The sequence below is a fragment of the Caulobacter sp. GW821-FHT11A05 genome (assembly GCF_058809015.1).
Map to the genome: position 1 here is coordinate 168,400 of NZ_JBXASF010000009.1, position 18,957 is coordinate 187,356.

An 18,957-nucleotide genomic window follows, 5' to 3' on the forward strand; every position below is an offset into this window, starting at 1 on the left:
CCCCCGCAAGCGGGGAGAGAGTTTGACATCGCGCGCCGCCGGTTGCCTCCAAGGCCCACAGGCGTAACCTCCCCCCATGTCCCTGCTTCCCCCCGTGATGGAGGTCCGGTCCGGGCGCCAATGGCGCCGCGCCGGGACCGACCAGGCCATCGAGCGTCCCCTGGCCGACGAGGCCCCGATCGGCATCCTCTATGACGGCCGGCCGCATGCGGTGCTGATGGCCACCCCCGCCGATATCGAGGACCTGGCCGTCGGCTTCACCCTGTCCGAACGCATCGCCGACATCGACCAGATCGGCGATGTCACCGTGGAGGTCGTCGCCGAGGGGGTGCAGGTCGATGTGCGGCTGACGGCCGGCGGCCGGGCCGGACGGGCCAGGGCGCGGGCCCGGACGATGGAGGGGCGGTCGTCCTGCGGCCTGTGCGGGGTGCAGCGGCTGGCCGCCGCCGTGCGGCCGCTGGCGGCGCTGGCCGACGGGCCGACCATCCCCAGCAACGCCATCGCCAGGGCCTTCGAGGCGCTGGAGCGCGAGCAGGCGCTGGGAAATCTGACCCGCGCCGCCCACGCCGCCGCCCTGGCCGACGCCGACGGGACCCTGCGGCTGGTCCGCGAGGACGTCGGCCGCCACAACGCCCTCGACAAGCTGATCGGCGCCGCCGCCAGGGCCAGGATCACCGCCCCGCTCTGCCTGCTGACCAGCCGCTGCAGCTACGAGATGGTCGACAAGGCCGCCGTCGCCGGTTTCCCCATCCTGGCCGCCATCTCGGCCCCGACAGCCCTGGCCCTGCGCAAGGCCGAGGAGTCCAACCTGACCCTGATCGCCCTGGCCCGAGCCGACGGCTTCACCGTCTTCACCGGGGCTGAGCGGATCAAATGACCAAAGGCGTCAAGCCCTACACCCCGCCGGCCGGCGGCTGGGGGTCGCTGAAGGCCGTGGCCGGCGTGCTGGCCGACCAGGACACGGTGGCCAAGGGCGGCCAGGCGCTGCTCGACGCCAACCAGCCGGACGGCTTCGACTGCCCCGGCTGCGCCTGGCCGGACCCCAAACACACCTCCTCCTTCGAATTCTGCGAGAACGGGGCCAAGGCCGTCGCCTGGGAGACCACGGCCCACCGGGCCACGCCCGAGGCGGTCGGCGCCCACACGATCGCGCAGCTCTGGCAATGGTCGGACCACGACCTGGAGAACCTCGGCCGGCTGACCGAACCGCTGCGCTACGACCCAGCCAGCGATCGCTTCCAGCGGGCCAGCTGGGAGGAGGCGATGACCGCCATCGGCGCCGCCATGCGCGCCCTGCCCGATCCCAACCAGGCTGAATTCTACGCCTCCGGCCGCGCCTCCAATGAGGCAGCCTTCCTGTTCCAGACCTTCGGCCGGCGCTTTGGCACCAACAACTTCCCCGACTGCTCCAACATGTGCCACGAGCCGACCAGCGTCGGCCTGGCCGAGCAGCTGGGCCTGGGCAAGGGCTCGGTCAGCCTGGAGGACTTCGACCACGCCGACGCCATCTTCAGCTTCGGCCACAACCCCGGCACCAACCATCCGCGGATGATGTCGACCCTGCGGGACGCCGCCCGCCGGGGCGCCGCCATCGTCGTCTTCAACCCGATGCGGGAGCGGGCGCTGGAGAAGTTCGCCAGTCCGCAGGACCCGGTCGAGATGCTGACCCTGACCGGCACCGACATCGCCAGCCGCTACTTCCAGCCGAAGGTGAACGGCGACGTCGCCGTGCTGACCGGGCTGATGAAGCTGCTGATCGAGCGGGACGCCCTGGACCACGATTTCATCGCCCGGCACACCACCGGCTTTACGACCCTGGCCGCCCAGGTCGCCGCCGCCGACTGGGGCTGGATCGAGGCCCGCTCGGGCCTGACCCGGGCCGAGCTGGAGGACGCCGCCGACATCTATGCGCGGTCCAAGGCCATCATCCTCTGCTACGGCATGGGTATGACGCAGCATCGCTCGGCCTCCAGCCTGGTGCAGCAGCTGGCCAACCTGTTGATGCTCGGCGGCCATATCGGCCGGGCCGGGGCCGGCATCTGCCCCCTGCGCGGCCATTCCAACGTCCAGGGCGACCGCACGGTCGGCATCACGGAAAAGCCTTCGCCCGCCCTGCTGGCGGCCATGGAGCGGACCTTCGGCTTCAAGCAGCCGACCGCCCACGGCCACACCGTCTCCGAGGCCATCGAGGCCATGCGCGAGGGCACGGTGAAGGCGATGATCGCCCTGGGCGGCAACTTCGCCGTCGCCGCGCCCGACCCGGCCCTGACCTTCCCGGCCCTCAAGAGGCTCGACCTGACGGTCAACATCGCCACCAAGCTGAACCGCACCCACCTGTTGACCGGCAAGCAGGCCTGGGTGCTGCCGTGCCTGGGCCGCACCGAGATCGACGTCCAGGCCACGGGGCGCCAGTCGGTGACGGTCGAGGACAGCATGTCGATGGTCCACGCCAGCCGGGGCATGCGGCAGCCGGCCTCCGAGCATCTGCGGTCGGAGCCCTGGATCGTCGCCGAGCTGGCGCTGGCCACCTTCGGCGAGGACCGCCACGTCGACTGGCGCGGCCTGGCCGCCGACTACGACCGAGTGCGCGAGCTGATCGAGCAGGTGTTTCCCGAGCTGTTCGGGGATTACAACGCCCGTATCCGCACGCCGGGCGGTTTCCGCCTGCCGGTGCCGACAGCGGAACGGGTCTGGGCCACGGCCAGCGGCAAGGCCGCCTTCCTGCCCTATGCCTCGGACGATGCGGCGGTCGACGACCCGACGCGCGGCGATCCGGAGGTGCTGATCCTCACCACCCTGCGCAGCCACGACCAGTACAACACCACCATCTACGGGATGAACGACCGCTATCGGGGCGTGAAGGGCCGGCGCGACGTGGTCTTCGCCCATGCCGACGACCTGGCGGCGCGGGGCCTGGCCGACGGCGATCGCATCGACCTGGCCTGCGCCTTCGACGGCGGGGTGGAGCGGGTGCTGCGTGGCTTCACGGCGGTGGCCCGGGACCTGCCGAGGGGGTGCCTGGCGGCCTATTATCCGGAGGCCAATCCGTTGCTGGCTTTGTCGGAGCGCGATCGGAGGAGCGGGACGCCAGCGTATAAGTCGATGCCGGTGCGGATGACCAAGGCGGTCTGACTGCTCACGACGTCTGACGACCCATCCGGCGTCGGAACCCCGCCCAAGACCGCATCAGCCGCCGTGAGTGTCCCTTCTCCCACAAGGGGAGAAGGGAAGCCCAGAGGCGAACCGTTACGGCTGGGGCAGCTTCGCCAGCTCTTCCGCCGAAATCCCGCAGCCCTTCAGCACCAGATCCCCAACCTTGACCTCCGCCGCATACGGATAGACTCGGTCGCTCATGCCGTCGGAGCAGGTTCCCGCCGACAGGGTGGCCACCACGCTCGTGGTTCCGGCCTGGGCGGTCCAGATGGCCTTGCCGGAAGTGGCGGCCAGGCCGGCGTTGGTGGCGGTCACCGCCGGCTCGGGGTCGGGACGGGTCAGCACCAGGGTCGTGCCCTTCACGTCGAGCCGCCAGAAGGGCTCGGTGCCGATCAGGGCGAAGTCGCCGCGGAAGGGGGCGGCCGGGTCGACCGACGTGGTCACCTGCGGCTCGCCCGGCGCCTGGGCGGCGGCCGGCGGGGCGTCGGCGGGCGGGGCGGCCTCACCGCCGCCGGGGGCCTCGGGCGAGCAGGCGGCGAGGGCGATGATGCCAGCGGTCAGGACGGCGAAGGCGATCGGACGCATGTGTTTCCCCTGTTCGGGCTTTGCGCCCGCGCGACGCAGGTTAGACTCATAAGCCGATGAGTCGAAATGGCCCGCTCCGCTTCCTTGAATTCTTCGCCGGCGGCGGCATGGCCCGGCTGGGTCTCGGCGCGGGCTGGGCCTGTGGTTTCGCCAACGACTTCGATCCGGTGAAGGCCGGCGCCTACCGCGCCAACTTCGCCGACGCCGAGCTGCACTTCCACGAAGGCGACGTCTGGCAGGTGCAGCCCGGCGCCCTGCCCGGCCAGGCCGACCTGGCCTGGGCCTCCTCGCCCTGCCAGGACTTCAGCCTGGCCGGCGGCCGCGCCGGCCTGAAGGGCGGCCGCTCGGGCGCCTTCTTCGGCTTCTGGCGGCTGGTCCAGGCCCTGGCCGCCGAGGGCCGCGCGCCCCGCACTGTGGTGGTCGAGAATGTCGTCGGCCTGCTGACCTCGCACGGCGGGGCCGACTTCACCGCCCTCTGCGCGGCGCTGGCCGGCGAGGGCTACCGTTTCGGGGCCCTGGAGATCGACGCCGCCGCCTTCCTGCCGCAGTCGCGGCCAAGGGTCTTCGTCATCGCCACCCGCGATCCGGTTCCGGCCGAACTGACCGGCGGCGAAGCCTTCCGCAGCCCGGCCGTGCTGGCCGCCCGCGACCGCCTGCCGGCCGAGCTGCGCCAACACTGGATCGACTGGCGGCTGCCTTCCCCGCCGGCCCGCAACACCAGCCTGGCCGATCTCCTTGAACCGGACGACGACGTCGCCTGGCGCAGCGAGGCCCAGACCGCCGTCCTGCTGGCCCAGATGTCGCCGCTGCACCGCCAGCGCCTCGACGCCGCCGCCCACGCCCAAGCCCGTTCAGGGGGCCGGGTGGTCGCCGCTGTCTTCCGCCGCACCCGGGCCGGCGTGCCCAAGGCCGAGATCCGGCTGGACGGCGCCGCCGGCTGTCTGCGCACGCCGCGCGGCGGCTCCTCGCGCCAGATGATCCTGGTCGCCGAGGGCGGAACGGTCCGCTCCCGCCTGCTCACCGGCCGTGAAGGCGCCCGCCTGATGGGCCTGCCCGACGACTACCAGCTGCCGAAATCACAAACAGGCAGCCTGCATGTTATTGGCGACGGGGTCTGCGTCCCCGTCGTGCGCTGGCTGGCCGGGGGCCTGCTGGAGCCGCTGCTGCTGGGGGCCGGCCGCGCCGCCGCCTGAAGGCGTCCGCAGACGATCTCATGTGGCGGAACAGCGCGCGGCTCCCTAGACTTGCGCCACAACCCCACGCGAGACCGCCTCGGAAGCCGCCATGACCCATAACTTCGACACCGCCCGCTACAGCCGCGCCGGGCGTGGCAAGATGTTCCCCTCGGTGCTGGACCTGATCGGCGACACCCCGATCGTCGGCCTGCCCCGGCTGTCGGCCGAGCTCAAGCCCCGGGCCGAGGTGGTCGCCAAGCTGGAGTTCTTCAACCCGCTGTCGTCGGTCAAGGACCGCATCGGCGTGTCGATGATCGAGCAGCTCGAGGCCGACGGCAAGCTGACCCCCGGGGCCACCATCGTCGAGCCGACCAGCGGCAACACCGGCATCGCCCTGGCCTTCGTCGCCGCCGCCAAGGGCTACAAGCTGATCCTGGTCATGCCCGAGAGCATGTCGATCGAGCGCCGCAAGATGCTGCTGCTGCTCGGCGCCAAGCTGGAGCTGACCCCGGCCGAGCGCGGCATGCGCGGCGCCGTCGCCCGGGCCACCGAGATTCTCGAGGAAATCCCCGGCTCGGTGATGCCCCAGCAGTTCGAGAACGCCGCCAACCCCTACATCCACCGCATCTCGACCGCCGAGGAGATCTGGAACGACACGGCCGGCCGCGTCGACGCCGTGGTCAGCGGCGTCGGCACCGGCGGCACCATCACCGGCGTCGGCCAGGTGCTGAAGGCCCGCAAGCCGTCGCTGCGCATGGTCGCGGTCGAGCCGGAGAACAGCGCCGTGCTGTCGGGCGGCCAGCCGGGCCCGCACAAGATCCAGGGCATCGGGGCCGGCTTCGTGCCGGTCAACGTCGACCGCGGCGTCATCGACGACATCGTCCAGGTCAGCAACGACGATTCCTTCGCCATGGCCCGCAAGGCCGCCGCCGTCGAGGGCCTGCCGGTCGGCATCTCCTCGGGCGCGGCCCTGGTCGCCGCCTTCGAACTGGCCAGCCGGCCGGAATACGAAGGCAAGCTGATCGTCACCATCATCCCCAGCTTCGCCGAGCGGTATCTGTCGACGGCGCTGTTCGAGGGGCTGTGATGCCTCGGGCCTCGCGGGTTCTCCTCGTCGCCCTGGTGCTGACCGCGCTGTCGGCGACCACGGCCCTGGCCTGCAGCTGCCTGCGCTACCGCAGCGCCGCCGAGCAGTTCGCCAAGGCCGAGGTGATCTTCGTCGGCCGGGCCGACGGGCGGGAAATCCTGCACCGCGACGGCGGGACGCCGACGGCGACGACCCGGTTCCTGGTCAGCAGGACGCTGAAGGGCGAGCGGCAGCGGGTGCGCAGGATCGTCCACGGCGAGGAGACCGGCGGGATGTGCGGCATCCGCTTCCAGCGCGGCCGGACCTACCTCGTCATCGCCTATCGCAGCGAAGGCCGGTGGCGCACCAACAGCTGCTCGGCCCCGCAGTTCCCGCGCGCCGAGTTCGAACGGCTCGCCGCCCGCCGGAGCCGGTGACCGACGTCTACAGTCCGGAGAAGCGCTCCGCCGTCATGCGGCGGGTCAAGGGGCGCGACACGACGCCGGAGCTGAAGGTGCGCCGGCTGCTGACATCGCTGGGGGTCCGCTACCGGCTGCATCGCAAGGACCTGCCCGGCAAGCCGGACATCGTCATGGCCGGGCGGCGGCTGGCGATCTTCGTGCATGGCTGCTTCTGGCATGGGCACGACTGCGCGCGGGGGGCGCGGGTGCCCAAGGCCAATCGCGACTACTGGCTGGGCAAGGTGGGTCGCAACCGGGCCCGGGACGTCGTGAACCGGGCAGCGCTGGAGGCGGCGGGCTGGCGGGTCGAGACGATCTGGGAGTGCGAGATGAAGGATGAGGCGACGCTCAAGGAGCGGTTGGAACAGCTGCTCGCCTAACCCTCCCAAGCTGTCATCCTCCGACGCCCGCAGGGCGATCGGGGGACCCAAGGCGGCCCTCGAAAGACTCTCAGGCCGCTTTCACGCGGACAGATGGGTCCCCCGGTCCGCTTCGCGGCCGGAGGATGACAGCGCCTTGCTTGTTGGAGGTGGCTAGGCCGCCACCGCCGCCGACCGCTGAGCCCCCGACAGGGCCACTTCCAGCGCCGCGTACAGCTGGGCCGGTTCGATCGGCTTGGCGACGTGGCCGGTCATGCCGGCGGCGAGGCAGGCTTCCCAGTCGCGGGCCGTGGCCGAGGCGGTGATGGCGATGACCGGCACGTTCTGGTTGGGGCCCTTCATGGCCCGCAGCTGGCGGGTGGCTTCGCGGCCGTCCATGTCGGGCATGTAGACGTCCATCAGCACCACGTCGAAGGTCTCGATGGCCAGCCGTTCGAGAGCCTCCTCGGCCGAAGCGGAAGTCTCCGGGACGATGCCCAGCGGGGCCAGCACCAGGCCGATGGCCTGGCGGTTGACGGCGTGGTCGTCGACGACCAGCACCCGGGCCTCGACGGCCTGAGGCGCCTGGACGGCGGCCGGGGCCTCGGTGGCGGGCAGGGTCAGGGACAGGGTGAAGACGGCCCCTTCGCCGGGCGCGCTGACGACGGTGATGTCTCCGCCCATCAGCCGGGCCAGCTCGCGGCTGATCATCAGGCCAAGACCGGTGCCGCCGTGGGTGCGGGCGGTCTGCACGCCCAGCTGCTCGAACGGCATGAACAGGCGGTCCAGCTGCTGCGGCGTCATGCCGGGGCCGGTGTCGTCGACGGCGATGGTGACGGCATAGGCGCCGTCATCCATGGCCTTGCCGGTCAGCTGCAGGGTGACGCAGCCTTCCTTGGTGAACTTCAGGGCGTTGGACAGCAGGTTGTTGACCACCTGCCGCATGCGGGTCGGGTCGCCGCTGACCCAGCCGGGCAGATGGCGGGCGCCGAGGATGCGCATGCGCAGGCCCTTGGCGCGGGCCTGCGGCCGCCAGGACCGGACGGCGTCGAGCACGGCCGTGCGCAGGTCGAAATCGACGGCCTCGACGCTCATCCGGCCGGCTTCCAGCTTGGAGAGATCGAGCATGTCGTCGAGCAGGGTGGTCATCATCCGCCCGGCCTCGCCGATCAGCCGGCCCTGCGGATGACCCGCCCGCTCGGTCTCGGCGGCGCCGGCCAGGATGGCGCTGATCGGAGTGCGCAGCTCGTGGCTGATCATCGCCACATAGGCGCTCTTGGCCTGGGTGGCGGCCTCGGCCTCGGTCCGGCGCAGCTCGGCCTCGGCGCGGGCGTCGTCGGAGATCTTGCGGGCCTCCTCGGTGGTCAGCCAGGCGCCGATGATGTTGAGGATGACCAGGCCGACGGCGATCATCATGGTCGAGACCAGCGGCCCCGGGGCGGTGTCGATGTCGAGCAGCGGCAGGACCAGCAGGTAGAGGCCGTAGGGCAGGCAGCCGGCCGCGAAGGCGATGCGGCTGCCGCGGCAGATGGCGATCAGGTTGGTCATGGCGGTGGCGACGACGATCATCGCCAGGGCCGGGCCGTATCGGTCGATGCCCTGCCACAGCACCGGCGCCAGGGACCCGAAGGCGATGGACGAGGGCAGGAAGGTGATCAGGGCGGCGCGGGCCGCCTGGAAGGGGGTGTCGATGCGGTGCTTGAGCAGCTGCACGCCGGTGAAGTGGTCGAAGCCCTGCGCGGCCGTGTAGAGGGCGGCCCAGGCCCAGGCCCAGGTCCAGCCGAAGGTCAGATGCAGGCCCGCGGCGACGCCGACAGCCGTCATCAGCCGGATCGGCATGTGCTTTCGCCGGGCGGCGATCACACCCGCCAGCCCGAAACGATCAGCCCCAGGCTCGTTGGCGGCCGTGGCTGAGATGGCTTCTTCCCCTGACATAGGGGAACAGTGGGGCGCAGGGTCCTAAGACTCAGTGAAAGAACACGGGTCTATGTTTTGGTTAATGACCCGTGTTGAGAAGTCCTGGCCGGTCAGGGCTTTTCGACCACGATCTCGGTCTTCACCGAGTTGGCGATGTAGCAGACCTCATGGGCCTCGTGGTGGAGGTGGTCGAGCTCTTCGGCGGTCGGCTGGCGGCCGTCGAAGGCGATGGCGGGCCGCAGGGCGACCCGGGTGACCGCGATCCGGCCCTCGGCGTTCTTGCGCATCACCCCTTCGGCCTCGTCGCGGTAGCTGAGTACCGAAAACCCGGCCTTGGAGGCGACCCACAGGAAGCTCAGCATGTGGCAGTTGGAGATGGCGGCGACCAGCATCTCCTCGGGGTCGACGGCGTCGGCGGCCGACCAGGGCGCGGGCACCACATGCGGCGAGGCCGAGGCCGGCACGGTGATGCCGGCGTCGAACGCGACGGTGTGGCGGCGGCTGTATTTGCCGGCGATGAAGTCCTCGCCCGGCTGCAAAGCCCAGTCGATGGTGGCGGTATAGCTGGCCATGCTCAGGCCTCCAGCGGGAAGGTGGCGGCCTCGAGCCGGTTGCCGTCGAGGTCCTTGATGAAGGCGGCATAGTAGCCGGTCATCGCCGCCTGGCGAGGGCCGGGCGGGCCGTCATCGGTCCCGCCATGGTCGAGGGCGGCCTGGTGGAAGGCCTGCACGCTGGCCTGGTCGCGGGCCCGCAGGCAGATGTGCAGGCCGGTGTCGCCGGGCTCCGGGCTGCGGTTTGGCCGATGGTTCAGCCAGACCTCGGGATAGCGCTTGCCGAACCCGACCGTGGCCTCGCGCTCGACGAGGCGGCGGTAGCCGAGGGGGCTGAGGACGGCTTCGTAGAAGGCGGCGGAAGCCTGGAGATCGCGGACTGACAATGAGAGATGATCAATCACCGGCCTAACCCCACTTCCGACCTTCCCGACGAAAGTCGGGATCCAGTGTCCACGGACCCAAGAGAGTCATAAGAACGAGCACAGCCTTTGTCCGACAGCGGCCCCTGGATCCCGACTTTCGTCGGGACGATCGGGCGGATTGGAGGGTTACAGCGTCCGGGCGATCAGCACCTTCATGATCTCGTTCGTGCCGCCGTAGATGCGCTGCACCCGGCTGTCGCGGTACATGCGGGCGATCGGGTATTCGGCCATGTAGCCGAAGCCGCCGAACAGCTGCAGGCAGCGGTCGATGATCGAGTTCTCCAGGTCGGTGACCCAGTATTTGGCCATCGAGGCGGTCGCCGCGTCGAGCTTGCCCTTCAGGTGTTTTTCGATGCAGTCGTTGACGAAGACCCGGGCGACGGTCGCCTCGGTCTTGCATTCGGCCAGCACGAATTGGGTGTTCTGGAAGTCGATGATCGCCTTGCCGAAGGCCTTGCGGTCCTTGACGTAGCCGATGGTCAGCTCCAGCGCCCGCTCGATCGCAGCCATGCCCTGGACGGCGATGCCCAGCCGCTCCTGCGGCAGCTGGCCCATCAGCTGGAAGAAGCCCTGGCCCTCGTCGCCGCCGAGCAGGTTCACGGTCGGCACGCGGACGTCGTTGAAGAACAGTTCGGAGGTGTCGGCCGCCTCCTGGCCCAGTTTGTCGAGGTTGCGGCCACGCTCGAAGCCCTCGGCCCCGTCGGTCTCGACGACCAGCAGGCTGGTGCCGCGGGCGCCCTGGCTCGGGTCGGTCTTGGCCACCACGATGACCAGGTTGGCGGTCTGGCCGTTGGTGATGAAGGTCTTGGAGCCATTGATGACGTACTGGTTGCCGTCGAGGCGCGCCGTCGTCTTGATCCCCTGCAGGTCCGAGCCCGCGCCGGGCTCGGTCATGGCGATGGCGGTGACCAGCTCGCCATTGGCCATGCGCGGCAGCCAGCGGCGCTTCTGCTCTTCGGTGCCGTAGTGGAGGATGTAGGGCGCGACGATGGCGTTGTGCAGGCTGATGCCGAAACCGTCGACGCCCTGCAGGCCGATCTGCTCCATCAGCACGACTTCATGCCGGTAGTCGCCGCCCATGCCGCCGTATTCCTCGGGCATGGAGAGGCAGGCCAGGCCCGCCTCCGCCGCTTCGGTCCAGAAGGCCCGCTCGACGACGCCGTCCTCGCGCCATTTGGCGACGCGGGATTCCGGAGCCCTGTCCTGGAAGAAGCGGCGCACCGAGTCCTCGAAGATGACGAGGTCCTCCTCGGCCAGGGAGGGGGTGCGCTCGACTTGCAGGGCGGCAGGCATGGATCAGAAGGCCTCGGCTGGCAGTTGCATCAGGGTGGCGGAACCGGTCTTCAGCTTGGCCAGGTGGGCGGTCCCTTCCGGGATGATCCGTTCCACGAAGTAGCGGCCGACAACCAGCTTGTTCGTATAGAAAGGATCAGCCTCTCCCTTGGTCAGGCAAGCCTTGGCGATCTGGGCCCACATGAAGGCCAGACCCGTGATGCCGAACAGGTGCATGTAGTCGGTCGAGGCGGCGCCGGCGTTGTCCGGATTGGCCAGGCCGTTCTGCATCAGCCACATGGTAGCTTCCTGCAGCTGGGCCTTCACGGTGGCCAGGCCGTCGAGGTAGGGCTTCATGCCCGCGTCGCCGCTGTTTGCCTCGATGTAGGCGTCGATCTCGGCGAAGAAGCTCATCACGGCGCGGCCGCCGTTGGCCGCCAGCTTGCGGCCGACCAGGTCGAGCGCCTGGACGCCGTTGGTGCCCTCGTAGATCAGGGCGATGCGGCAGTCGCGCAGGTACTGGCTGGCCGGGAAGTGCTCGGTGAAGCCCGACCCACCGAACACCTGCATGGAATCGACGCAGACCTTGAAGCCCTTGTCGGTCAGGTAGCCTTTGAGGACCGGCGTCAGCAGGCCCATGTAGTCATTGCCCTTCTGGCGCACGGCCTCGTCCGGGTGGCCGTGGCTCAGGTCGCCCTGCAGCGCGGTCCAGAACAGGAAGGCGCGGCCGGCCTCGATGATGGCCTTGGAGTCCAGCAGCATGCGGCGGACGTCGGGGTGGACGAGGATCGGGTCGGCCGGGCCGTCGGGGTTCTTCGGGCCGGTCAGGGAGCGGCCCTGCAGGCGGTCCTTGGCGAACTCGGCGGCGGCCTGGTAGGCGGCCTCGGCCTGGGCCAGGCCCTGCATGCCGACGCCCAGCCGGGCCTCGTTCATCATCACGAACATGATGCGCAGGCCGGCGTTCTCCTCGCCGATCAGGAAGCCCTTGGCGTCGTCATAGGCCATGACGCAGGTGGCGTTGCCGTGGATGCCCATCTTCTCTTCGAGGCCGGCGCATTTGACGCCCTCCTGGCGCTCGCCGACGCCGCCCTCGGCGTTGGGCAGATACTTGGGCACGATGAACAGGCTGATGCCCTTCACCCCGGCCGGCGCCCCCTCGATGCGGGCCAGCACCAGGTGGATGATGTTGTCGGCCATGTCGTGCTCGCCGGCCGAGATCCAGATCTTCTGGCCGGTGATGCGGTAGCTGCCGTCCGCTTGCGGCACGGCCTTGGTGCGCAGCAGGCCCAGGTCCGTGCCGCAATGGGGCTCGGTCAGGTTCATGGTGCCGGTCCATTCGCCGGTGACCATCTTGGGCAGGTAGAGGTCCTTCTGCTCGTCGGTGCCGCCGGTGTGGATGGCCGAGTAGGCGCCGTGGGCCAGGCCCGGATACATCGAGAAGGCCATGTTGGCGCTCGACGACATCTCGCTGAAGCTCAGGTTGACCACGTGCGGCAGCCCCTGGCCGCCATAGGCCGGGTCGGAGCCCAGGCCCGTCCAGCCGCCTTCGCACAGCTGCTTGTAGGCTTCCTTGAAGCCGGTCGGGGTGGTGACCGTGTTGTCCTGGCGCCAGGTGCAGCCCTGCTTGTCGCCGACGCTGTTGAGCGGCGCCAGCACCTCGCCGGTGAACTTGCCGGCCTCCTCGATGATGGCCTTGACCACGTCCAGCGAGGCGTCGGCGAAGGCCGGTAGCTCGGCGTACTGGTCGATCTTCAGCACGTCCTCAAGCAGGAAGACGTGGTCGCGCACCGGCGGTTGGTAGGCCATGGTTGGTCCGTGGAGCTAAGGGGTGGAGCTGAAACGCAAAGCGGGGACCGGCGCGAACCGGTCCCCTGAACTGTAAAGCTTGAAAGGGCCTACTTGCCCATCGCCATCTCGGCGTGGCCGTCGAGCCGGGCGCGCAGCACCTGGTCGTAGTCGGCGGCCTTGGGCAGCAGGTCGGGGCGTTTTTCGGCGAGGTGCTTCTCGAGCCGCTCGCAGGCGGCGTGCAGCTCGGCGATGGCCCCGTCGATGTCCTCGCGCTGGCGCTCCAGCACGACGATCTTCTCGCGGAATTTCTTCAGGGAATGGGCGTTCTGGTGCATCGCCTCGTCGCCCTCGTCGTACAGCTCGAGGATCTCGCGGATCTCCTGCAGGGAGAGGCCGACGCGCTTGCCGCGCAGGATGAGGATCAGCCGGGCCCGGTCCTTGTAGCTGTAGACCCGGTTCATGCCGTCGCGGGCGGGGGTCAGCAGGCCCTTGTCCTCATAGAAGCGCAGGGCGCGGGGGGTGGCTTTGAATTCGGTGCAGAGCTGGCGGATGGTGAAGGTCCGCTCGGGACGGCGTAGTTCCATGACCATGGTGACTTCTCCCTGACGTAGCGTTCTTGCCCTTATGGAAGCAGGTTATGTCCCGCTTACGTCAACGTCAATGGAAAGTTCCTCCCCCATCGGGGGAGGGGGACCGCGACCGAAGGTCGGGGTAGAGGGGGTTCCCACCGTCTGTGGGTCAAATCTTCCAAGCGGCCCCAACGCCTGCTGAGGACCCCCTCAGTCAGCCGCTGCGCGGCTGACAGCTCCCCCGAGGGGGGAGCAACAATGAGAAAGGGGCCGGTTTCCATCGAAACCGGCCCTTCCCGTCAGGAGTTTGCCCCTCCAAGTCTTACCAGTTGGCGTTCTGGTAGCCGGTCGGGCGGACGTAGGCGGCGCTCACGTAGCCGACGCCGACGCCATTGCGGCTGACCAGGACCCACTCACCGCGCTTGGCGTAGGCCATGGCGGTGAAGGTCTCGCCGCGGGCCAGCTTGCCGACCTTGCCGGCGCCGGTGGACGGACCCGACCGCAGGTTGACGGTCGAGCTGGCGATAAACCGGCCGCCGGCCTTCTGGAAGTTGGCGGGCTGGACGTAGTTGGCGATCCGGTAGCCGTTCGAGACGTAGCTGCCGCTGTTCTGGGCCTGGTTCTTCTGGGCCTGGCAGCCGATGGCGCTGCCGGCGGCGGCGCCCAGGCCGGCCCCGACCAGGGTCCCGGCCGTCTGTTCGTTCTTGGCCACCTTGTTGCCGATCAGCCCACCCAGGATGGCGCCGATGATGGCCCCGCCCTCCTGCTTCTTGCCGGGGGCCGAGCAGCCGATGACGCCATTGGGCTGGGCCGAGGCGGCGACCGGAACGGCGGCGACGCCCATGGCGGCCACGAGGGTCAGGGCCAGGCCGGTCCGGCCGGCGACTTGGGCGATCTTGCTGTGCGCTTGCATGGTCGTGTCTCCTCGGAAAAGCGCGGACCCGGGAACGTCCCGGGTCGTTGAGGAGGGTTATGACCAGCCTGACCTGAACGGGTTTGGAAGCGGCCGTTGTCTTCCGTTCAGGATCATCCGGCCTTGAGGCCGGCCTTGGCGGCGGCCGAATTCATCTCGGTGACACAGAGCGCCATGCCTTGCTGCAGAGTCCCACCGTTCACGACATCCTGGCCGCTGCTGTGGAAGACCTGCTGGAAACGGACCAAGGCCGGATCGCTCTGATAGGTTTCCGCCTGCTTGGTGATTTCGGGCCGCAGGCTATCGGCCTTTTCGGGCGGTATTTCGCCGGACATGACCTTGCCAAGGTGGATGAACATCTCGCTGGTTTCCGGCGCCTCGAAGAAGGCGGCGACTTTCAGCAGCTCCGCCTCGGTAAAGTCCGACGCTTCGATCGCAGCGATCAGGGCCTCCCTGATCTTGGGCCCATCAAGAATCTCGGTTGTGCAGGCGCCAACCCGGTCGGCGATCGGCTTGATTTGGGCCTCCTTGCCGGGATTGAGCGTAAGAAGCTGGGTCCGCGCGCCACTGGCGATCATCCCGCCGATCGGCAGGAGCCGGGAGACGGACGGCATGGCCTTCCGCAGGCGCTCCAGGGCGACGCCCCGGTCGGGGCCGGCCGCAAGAGCCAGGCCGGAGGAGGCGAGGACGCCGCACAGGGCGCCGCACAGGGTGATGGCGACAGAACGCTGGAACACAGGACGCATCGGACAGGACTCTATGGAAACTGGCCGACGGTCGGCCCCCTGGCGCCTTGTGGCCGAAGGCGGATGTTAGCGCAACCATTCAAAGGCCGCGACGCATCTCGTCCCAGGCGTTCGACAGACCGGCCCGATGCGCCGGACTGGCCACCCCGATCAGCGCCTGGGCCCGCTCGTCCAGGGTCCGGCCCCGCAGGTCGGCGACGCCGTGTTCGGTGATCACCAGGCCGATGTCAGCGCGGGGCACGCTGACCACGCCCGGCGACAGGCGCGGCACGATGCGGCTGATGCTGTCGCCTTTGGCCGAGGCCGGCAGGGCGAGGATGGGAAGGCCGCCCTCCGAAAGCCGCGCGCCCCTCAGAAAGTCGGTCAGGCCGCCGATGCCGCTGACCTGGCGGCCACCCTGGAACTCGGCGTTGGCCTGGCCGAACAGGTCGATCTCCAGCGCCGAATTGACCGCCACCAGCTTAGGAATGCCGGCCAGCACCGAGATGTGGTGGGTGTGGCTGGAGGGGGCGAAGCGGATGCGGGAGTCGCCGAGACGTTCGCGCAGCCGGGCCGTGCCGGCGGCCAGGCCGGTGACGACGCTGTCGACCACCTCTTCGTCCAGCAGCTCGACCAGCGGGTCGGTGACCATGCCCGAATGGATCTTCAGGCCCCGGCGGCCGCGAAGGCCTTTCAGCGCCGCGACGCCGGCCTTGCCGACCCCGAACTGCAGGCTGGCGCCATCCGGGGCGATTCCGGCGATGTGGCGGGAGATAACCTCGAAGGCCGGGTCGAGATCGCCGGCGTCGTAGTCGAGCGCCGGCCCGTCATCCTCGACGACCAGGTCGAAGGCGTCCAGCGGCCAGCGCGGGCCGTTCACGGCCGGCAGGTTCGGATTGATCAGGGCCAGCTTGAACACCTCGGGCCGGGCCATGACGGCGGGGGCGAGATCGCTGGCAACGCTCAAGGTCACCATGCCCTCGGCGTCCGGCGGACTGACCTGGAAGACGGCGGCGTCGAGCGGCGTCTGGCCCAGCCAGCCATAGGTCTGGAACCAGGTCAGCGGCCGCAGGGCGTAGCGGCCGGCCTCGAAGGCGGCGCGCCAGTCGGCGGAGACGAAGATGCCCTCCGAGGTCGCGCCTTCGCGCAAGGCCGACCAGTCGGTCCGGTTGATCCCCGGGATGGCCGCGCCGACGAAACACACCCTGTCGGGCCAGGCCTCCACCCGCTTGATCCGCTCCCGAAAACCGAGCGGTTCGCCCGGTCCGAAGGGCACGAACAGACGCGCGGCGGGCGCTTCACTCAAGCGCCGCGCGAGCTGTTCGATAGCCAGATCAATCGAGAGGCGAATCATGTCATCGTCCGTTCAGGAGACAGCTGCAACTTTACGGCTGTCCGCGAGTTCTGCGTACGAACCCGGTCCCCTTTTGGACAAGAGCCGTTACGTCATGCAAACGACCGCCCAACAGCCCTCGGGGCTCCTGAAACCCCTGCTGTGGATCGCCGGCGCCTTCTTCGCGACGGGCTTCCTGGGCTATCTGGCCATCGGGCTGAACACGCTTCCGGGTTAACCCGCGCCCGTTGAGCCGAACCCGCCGGCGCCGCGCGCTGTCTCTTCCAGGCTGTCCACCGCCGACCACGCCGCCTGCACGACCGGCGCGATGACCAGCTGGGCGATGCGGTCGCCACGGCGAATGACGAAGTCTTCCTCACCCAGATTGATCAGGATCACCTTCACCTCGCCCCGGTAATCGGCGTCGATGGTGCCTGGGCTGTTCAGGCAGGTGATCCCCGCCTTGGCCGCCAGCCCCGAGCGCGGCCGCACCTGGGCCTCGAAACCGGCCGGCACGGCGAAGCTGAGGCCCGTCGGGACCATGGCCCGGGCCATCGGAGCCAGGGTCAGGGGCGCGTCGTCGGCGACGGCGGCCCGCAGATCCATGCCGGCGGCGAGGGCGGTCTCATAGGCGGGCAGCGGCAGGCCCTGGGCGTGGGCCAGCTGAACAACAGGAATGGTCGGAGTCACGAAAGGTCCTTCTGGGCAGGTCTTGGGCTAGGCCAGGTCTTGAGCGATCTTTTGGGCGATCTTCATCGCCACCTCATCCTTGCCGGCCCGGTCCCAGCGCTCGACGCCGGCCTTGCTGACAATCATCACGGCGTTTTCCGTGCCGCCCATGACGCCCGGCTGGGTGACGTCGTTGGCGACGATCCAGTCGCAGCCCTTGCGGGTCAGCTTGGCCAGGGCGTGTTTCTCGACGTCGTTGGTCTCGGCCGCGAAGCCGACCACCACCTTGGGCCGCTGCGGCGTGTGGGCCGCCAGGGTCGCCAGGATGTCGGGGTTCTCGACCAGGGTGATGGCCGGCGGGCCGTCCTTACCCTTCTTCAGCTTGATGCCGAAGGCCTCGTCGGGCCGCCAGTCGGCGACGGCGGCGACGCAGACCGCCGCGTCGGCGGGCAGGGCCTGCTGGCAGGCGGCCAGCATCTCGCGGGCGCTCTCGATGTCGACGCGGGCGACGCCGGCCGGGGTCGGCTGGCTGACCGGCCCGGCGACCAGGGTCACCCGCGCGCCCAGCCGGGCCAGGGCCCCGGCGATGGCGAAACCCTGCCGGCCGCTGGAACGGTTGGTCAGCACCCGCACCGGGTCGAGGGCCTCGGCCGTCGGCCCGGCGGTGACCAGCACATGTTTGCCCTTCAGCGGCCCGCCCTCAAGCATCCCGAGGATGGCGTCGAAGATGGCGGCCGGCTCGGCCATGCGGCCGTAGCCATACTCGCCGCAGGCCATGGCTCCCTCATCGGGGCCGACGAACGAGACGCCATCGGCCTTCAGGGTCGCCAGATTGCGGCGGGTGGCGGCGTGCTCCCACATCCGCACATTCATGGCCGGAGCCATCAGCACCGGCTTGTCGGTGGCGAGAAGCGTGGTAGCGGCCAGGTCGCCGGCCAGGCCGTTGGCCGCCTTGGCCATCAGGTCGGCGGTGGCCGGGGCCACGACCACCAGGTCGGCCGAGCGGCTGAGTTCGATATGGCCCATCTCCGCCTCGTCGGTCAGGGAGAAGAGCTCGCTATAGACCTTGTCCTCGGCGAGGGCCGACAGCGACAGGGGGGTGACGAACTCGGCGCCCGCCTTGGTGAGGATCGGCCGCACGCCGACGCCCGCCTTGCGGAGGAGCCGGGTCAGCTCCAGCGTCTTGTAGGCGGCGATGCCGCCGCCGACGATCAGCAATACCCGCTTCTCGCTCAAGGTTCCGCGCTCCCGGTTCGCCAACAGGCTTGGGCTGCTTCCTAGCGGCTTTGCGCGGTTCGCCAAACAGGACTCGACAATGTTCACGTTTTGATCTTTGTTGCGAACAACGCTATCTCAAGGGGGAGACCCGACGTGCGCCACATCCTGACCGCCACGGCCGCCCTGGCCGCCGTTTTCGCCCTCGCCGCCTGCGACGGCGGCCCTGCCAGCAAGCCGTCGCGCGATCAGGCCGAGGCGGGAACGCCGGCCGCCAAGGCCGACGCGACGCAAGCCGCCTCGGCTGACAAGGCCGAGACGCCTAAGGTCGATCCGCGAACCCAGCCGCCTCCGATGCTGGACGGCAAGCCGATGTGGGCCGCCAACCGCCGGCTGACGGCCGAGGAGGCGGCGGAGAAGCAGTTCGCCCGCAACGGCGAGGACTTCGGCGCCAAGACCGTCGAGGATTACGCCCGCAAGGCCCAGGCCTTCGTCAGCAAGCCCCCGAAGGGAACCGAGGTGATCACCCGCCAGCGCGGCAAGATCATGTACGACGCCAAGAGCAACACCTTCGCGGCGGCGACCAAGGACGGCGTGCCGAGGACGATGTTCAAGCCGGAGGAAGGCGCGGCCTACTGGGAAGAGGCCAAGGCGCGGCCGGAGGGCGGAAACCGTCGGCGGCAACGCGGCGGCGGCGACTCGGGCAGCGAAGGCTAGGCCAAGCACGGCAGTGGCGGGCGGGGCGCCCTCCCTCCCCTTTATGGGGAGGGACAGGCGGCGA

20 protein-coding genes and 1 pseudogene are annotated in these 18,957 nt (G+C 69.6%); 8 read left to right on the forward strand and 13 right to left on the reverse strand.

The genetic code is table 11. The features are described from left to right. Positions 1-76: 76 nt before the first annotated feature. Both fdhD and AC1RSK_RS14615 read left to right on the forward strand, forming a co-directional pair. The gene (fdhD, locus tag AC1RSK_RS14610; protein ID WP_492908297.1) at positions 77-877 is read left to right on the forward strand and encodes a formate dehydrogenase accessory sulfurtransferase FdhD; all 801 of its coding nucleotides are present in this window, start codon (positions 77-79) and stop codon (positions 875-877) included. Continuing rightward, positions 874-3,132, forward strand: coding sequence for an FdhF/YdeP family oxidoreductase (locus AC1RSK_RS14615; RefSeq protein WP_492908298.1), 2,259 nt, complete (start codon positions 874-876; stop codon positions 3,130-3,132). Before fdhD ends, AC1RSK_RS14615 begins: the two co-directional genes overlap by 4 nt. 114 nt (positions 3,133-3,246) lie before the next feature. Here the strand turns inward: AC1RSK_RS14615 and AC1RSK_RS14620 are convergent, their stop codons facing one another. Further along, the gene (locus tag AC1RSK_RS14620) at positions 3,247-3,738 is read right to left on the reverse strand and encodes a COG3650 family protein (RefSeq protein WP_492908299.1); all 492 of its coding nucleotides are present in this window, start codon (positions 3,736-3,738) and stop codon (positions 3,247-3,249) included. A gap of 56 nt (positions 3,739-3,794) precedes the next feature. Here AC1RSK_RS14620 and AC1RSK_RS14625 point away from each other — a divergent pair, with 56 nt between their 5' ends. The 4 genes from AC1RSK_RS14625 to AC1RSK_RS14640 all read left to right on the forward strand — a co-directional run bounded on the left by AC1RSK_RS14625 (position 3,795) and on the right by AC1RSK_RS14640 (position 6,820). After that, positions 3,795-4,931, forward strand: a complete 1,137-nt coding sequence (locus AC1RSK_RS14625) for a DNA cytosine methyltransferase (protein WP_492908300.1) — start codon at positions 3,795-3,797, stop codon at positions 4,929-4,931. Between the two features lie 91 nt (positions 4,932-5,022). Continuing rightward, positions 5,023-6,000 (forward strand): cysteine synthase A, encoded by a 978-nt coding sequence (gene cysK, locus AC1RSK_RS14630; RefSeq protein WP_492908301.1) that lies wholly within the window; start codon positions 5,023-5,025, stop codon positions 5,998-6,000. Beyond that, on the forward strand, positions 6,000-6,416 hold the full coding sequence (locus AC1RSK_RS14635) for a hypothetical protein (RefSeq protein WP_492908302.1): 417 nt from the start codon (positions 6,000-6,002) through the stop codon (positions 6,414-6,416). The genes cysK and AC1RSK_RS14635 overlap by 1 nt, the downstream gene beginning before the upstream one ends. Next, a complete protein-coding gene (locus AC1RSK_RS14640) occupies positions 6,413-6,820 on the forward strand; it encodes a very short patch repair endonuclease (protein WP_492908303.1) in 408 nt (135 codons plus the stop codon). The genes AC1RSK_RS14635 and AC1RSK_RS14640 overlap by 4 nt, the downstream gene beginning before the upstream one ends. Positions 6,821-6,973: 153 nt before the next feature. Here the strand turns inward: AC1RSK_RS14640 and AC1RSK_RS14645 are convergent, their stop codons facing one another. From AC1RSK_RS14645 to AC1RSK_RS14690, 10 genes and pseudogenes are all read right to left on the reverse strand, one after another. Then, entirely contained in the window at positions 6,974-8,638 is a 1,665-nt protein-coding gene (locus AC1RSK_RS14645) for an ATP-binding protein (RefSeq protein WP_492908304.1), read from the reverse strand. 188 nt (positions 8,639-8,826) lie between these two features. Beyond that, positions 8,827-9,288, reverse strand: coding sequence for an OsmC family protein (locus AC1RSK_RS14650; protein ID WP_492908305.1), 462 nt, complete (start codon positions 9,286-9,288; stop codon positions 8,827-8,829). Between the two features lie 2 nt (positions 9,289-9,290). After that, positions 9,291-9,671, reverse strand: coding sequence for a VOC family protein (locus AC1RSK_RS14655; protein ID WP_492908306.1), 381 nt, complete (start codon positions 9,669-9,671; stop codon positions 9,291-9,293). A 147-nt stretch (positions 9,672-9,818) separates the two neighbouring features. Next, complete coding sequence (locus AC1RSK_RS14660; RefSeq protein WP_492908307.1) at positions 9,819-10,985, reverse strand: acyl-CoA dehydrogenase family protein; 1,167 nt, start codon at positions 10,983-10,985, stop codon at positions 9,819-9,821. Positions 10,986-10,988: 3 nt separating this feature from the next. Next, entirely contained in the window at positions 10,989-12,770 is a 1,782-nt protein-coding gene (locus tag AC1RSK_RS14665) for an acyl-CoA dehydrogenase C-terminal domain-containing protein (protein WP_492908308.1), read from the reverse strand. 89 nt (positions 12,771-12,859) lie between these two features. Then, on the reverse strand, positions 12,860-13,342 hold the full coding sequence (locus AC1RSK_RS14670; protein WP_492908309.1) for a MerR family transcriptional regulator: 483 nt from the start codon (positions 13,340-13,342) through the stop codon (positions 12,860-12,862). Between the two features lie 80 nt (positions 13,343-13,422). Further along, positions 13,423-13,494, reverse strand: a pseudogene (locus AC1RSK_RS14675) (hypothetical protein); the annotation flags it as partial. A 149-nt stretch (positions 13,495-13,643) separates the two neighbouring features. Continuing rightward, the gene (locus AC1RSK_RS14680) at positions 13,644-14,234 is read right to left on the reverse strand and encodes an SH3 domain-containing protein (protein WP_492908310.1); all 591 of its coding nucleotides are present in this window, start codon (positions 14,232-14,234) and stop codon (positions 13,644-13,646) included. A gap of 113 nt (positions 14,235-14,347) precedes the next feature. After that, positions 14,348-14,848 carry a hypothetical protein gene (locus tag AC1RSK_RS14685; protein ID WP_492908311.1) on the reverse strand — a complete coding sequence of 167 codons (501 nt, stop codon included), beginning with the start codon at positions 14,846-14,848 and terminating at the stop codon, positions 14,348-14,350. Between the two features lie 211 nt (positions 14,849-15,059). Continuing rightward, entirely contained in the window at positions 15,060-16,265 is a 1,206-nt protein-coding gene (locus tag AC1RSK_RS14690) for an acetyl-CoA hydrolase/transferase family protein (RefSeq protein ID WP_492908312.1), read from the reverse strand. A 142-nt stretch (positions 16,266-16,407) separates the two neighbouring features. Between AC1RSK_RS14690 and AC1RSK_RS14695 the strand changes: the two genes are divergently transcribed. Next, positions 16,408-16,530 carry a hypothetical protein gene (locus AC1RSK_RS14695; RefSeq protein ID WP_492908313.1) on the forward strand — a complete coding sequence of 41 codons (123 nt, stop codon included), beginning with the start codon at positions 16,408-16,410 and terminating at the stop codon, positions 16,528-16,530. Here AC1RSK_RS14695 and dut read toward each other — a convergent pair. Then, a complete protein-coding gene (gene dut, locus AC1RSK_RS14700) occupies positions 16,527-16,982 on the reverse strand; it encodes a dUTP diphosphatase (RefSeq protein ID WP_492908314.1) in 456 nt (151 codons plus the stop codon). The two genes, AC1RSK_RS14695 and dut, sit on opposite strands and share 4 nt — an antisense overlap. Positions 16,983-17,009: 27 nt before the next feature. After that, a complete protein-coding gene (coaBC, locus tag AC1RSK_RS14705; RefSeq protein ID WP_492908315.1) occupies positions 17,010-18,221 on the reverse strand; it encodes a bifunctional phosphopantothenoylcysteine decarboxylase/phosphopantothenate--cysteine ligase CoaBC in 1,212 nt (403 codons plus the stop codon). 111 nt (positions 18,222-18,332) lie between these two features. On the opposite strand from coaBC, the gene AC1RSK_RS14710 reads away from it, so the two are divergent. Then, entirely contained in the window at positions 18,333-18,893 is a 561-nt protein-coding gene (locus AC1RSK_RS14710) for a hypothetical protein (RefSeq protein ID WP_492908316.1), read from the forward strand. Positions 18,894-18,957: the final 64 nt, after the last annotated feature.

Bases quoted from the DNA above. Each gene is read 5' to 3' on its own strand.
- fdhD (WP_492908297.1), top strand. From the start codon at position 77: ATGTCCCTGCTTCCCCCCGTGATGGAGGTCCGGTCCGGGCGCCAATGG.
- AC1RSK_RS14615 (WP_492908298.1), top strand. From the start codon at position 874: ATGACCAAAGGCGTCAAGCCCTACACCCCGCCGGCCGGCGGCTGGGGG.
- AC1RSK_RS14620 (WP_492908299.1), bottom strand. From the start codon at position 3,738: ATGCGTCCGATCGCCTTCGCCGTCCTGACCGCTGGCATCATCGCCCTC.
- AC1RSK_RS14625 (WP_492908300.1), top strand. From the start codon at position 3,795: ATGAGTCGAAATGGCCCGCTCCGCTTCCTTGAATTCTTCGCCGGCGGC.
- cysK (WP_492908301.1), top strand. From the start codon at position 5,023: ATGACCCATAACTTCGACACCGCCCGCTACAGCCGCGCCGGGCGTGGC.
- AC1RSK_RS14635 (WP_492908302.1), top strand. From the start codon at position 6,000: ATGCCTCGGGCCTCGCGGGTTCTCCTCGTCGCCCTGGTGCTGACCGCG.
- AC1RSK_RS14645 (WP_492908304.1), bottom strand. From the start codon at position 8,638: ATGCCGATCCGGCTGATGACGGCTGTCGGCGTCGCCGCGGGCCTGCAT.
- AC1RSK_RS14650 (WP_492908305.1), bottom strand. From the start codon at position 9,288: ATGGCCAGCTATACCGCCACCATCGACTGGGCTTTGCAGCCGGGCGAG.
- AC1RSK_RS14660 (WP_492908307.1), bottom strand. From the start codon at position 10,985: ATGCCTGCCGCCCTGCAAGTCGAGCGCACCCCCTCCCTGGCCGAGGAG.
- AC1RSK_RS14665 (WP_492908308.1), bottom strand. From the start codon at position 12,770: ATGGCCTACCAACCGCCGGTGCGCGACCACGTCTTCCTGCTTGAGGAC.
- AC1RSK_RS14670 (WP_492908309.1), bottom strand. From the start codon at position 13,342: ATGGTCATGGAACTACGCCGTCCCGAGCGGACCTTCACCATCCGCCAG.
- AC1RSK_RS14680 (WP_492908310.1), bottom strand. From the start codon at position 14,234: ATGCAAGCGCACAGCAAGATCGCCCAAGTCGCCGGCCGGACCGGCCTG.
- AC1RSK_RS14685 (WP_492908311.1), bottom strand. From the start codon at position 14,848: ATGCCGTCCGTCTCCCGGCTCCTGCCGATCGGCGGGATGATCGCCAGT.
- AC1RSK_RS14695 (WP_492908313.1), top strand. From the start codon at position 16,408: ATGCAAACGACCGCCCAACAGCCCTCGGGGCTCCTGAAACCCCTGCTG.